Below are 1,649 nucleotides of genomic sequence, written 5' to 3'. Positions count from 1 at the left end.
ATATTGGAGGAATATTTATGTATCTTATTTTCATGTAACTCTTCCTGCTAAAATCGCAGGGTTTTCCCTGCATACAAGCAAATGAAAGCATGCGATTATAGACAGGAGGAAATGTTATGGAATTAATATTAAAAGCAAAAGACATTCGTGTGGAATTCAAAGGACGCGATGTTTTAGATATAAATGAATTAGAAGTATATGATTATGACCGTATTGGTTTAGTAGGAGCAAATGGTGCTGGAAAAAGCACTTTACTCAGGGTACTTTTAGGAGAATTAACTCCCCCAGGATGTAAAATGAATCGTCTGGGTGAACTTGCCTATATTCCCCAGTTGGACGAAGTAACTCTGCAGGAGGAAAAAGATTTTGCACTTGTAGGCAAGCTAGGTGTTGAGCAATTAAATATACAGACTATGAGCGGTGGTGAAGAAACAAGGCTTAAAATAGCACAGGCCTTATCGGCACAGGTTCATGGTATTTTAGCGGATGAACCTACGAGCCATTTAGACCGTGAAGGAATTGATTTTCTAATAGGACAGCTAAAATATTTTACAGGTGCACTGTTAGTTATTAGCCATGACCGCTATTTTCTTGATGAAATAGTAGATAAAATATGGGAACTGAAAGATGGCAAAATCACTGAGTATTGGGGAAACTATTCTGATTATCTTCGTCAGAAAGAGGAAGAACGTAAGAGCCAAGCTGCAGAATACGAACAATTTATTGCGGAACGTGCCCGATTGGAAAGGGCTGCGGAGGAAAAGCGAAAACAGGCTCGTAAAATAGAACAGAAGGCAAAAGGTTCTTCAAAGAAAAAAAGTACTGAAGACGGAGGGCGTTTAGCTCATCAAAAATCAATAGGAAGTAAGGAAAAAAAGATGTATAATGCTGCTAAAACCCTAGAGCACAGGATTGCGGCCTTAGGAAAAGTAGAAGCTCCGGAAGGCATTCGCAGAATTCGTTTCAGGCAAAGTAAAGCATTGGAGCTCCATAATCCATACCCTATAGTCGGTGCAGAAATTAATAAAGTATTTGGGGATAAGGCTCTGTTTGAAAATGCATCTTTTCAAATTCCGTTAGGAGCAAAAGTGGCGTTAACTGGTGGTAATGGAATCGGAAAAACAACTTTAATCCAAATGATCTTAAACCATGAAGAAGGAATTTCTATTTCGCCTAAGGCAAAAATAGGTTACTTTGCACAGAATGGTTACAAGTACAACAGTAATCAGAATGTTATGGAGTTTATGCAGAAGGATTGTGACTACAATATATCAGAAATTCGTTCAGTGCTAGCATCTATGGGGTTCAAACAGAACGATATTGGAAAAAGTTTATCTGTTTTAAGCGGTGGAGAAATTATAAAATTGTTGCTTGCTAAAATGCTCATGGGTAGATATAACATCCTAATAATGGATGAACCCAGTAACTTCCTTGACATACCAAGTTTAGAGGCTTTGGAAATACTAATGAAGGAGTACACCGGAACTATCGTGTTTATCACCCACGATAAACGATTACTCGAAAATGTAGCAGATGTAGTTTATGAAATTAGAGATAAGAAAATAAATCTGAAACATTAAATTTAAGGTAGTCGCTGGTCAGTATAGTCTGTTCTGGTTGGCGACTCCATTGTTAAAGAGTATAAAGAC

1 protein-coding gene is annotated in these 1,649 nt (G+C 37.7%); it reads left to right on the top strand.

Annotated elements, in window-relative coordinates; genetic code table 11:
• Positions 1–116 precede the first annotated feature (116 nt).
• Entirely contained in the window at positions 117–1,580 is a 1,464-nt protein-coding gene (gene msr(D) / locus A5294_RS06320) for an ABC-F type ribosomal protection protein Msr(D) (RefSeq protein WP_000420313.1), read from the top strand.
• Positions 1,581–1,649: the final 69 nt, after the last annotated feature.

The organism is Gardnerella sp. 30-4 (assembly GCF_001641215.1).
Lineage (GTDB): Bacteria > Actinomycetota > Actinomycetes > Actinomycetales > Bifidobacteriaceae > Bifidobacterium > Bifidobacterium leopoldii.
This window is presented reverse-complemented; position numbering and strand designations above follow the sequence as displayed.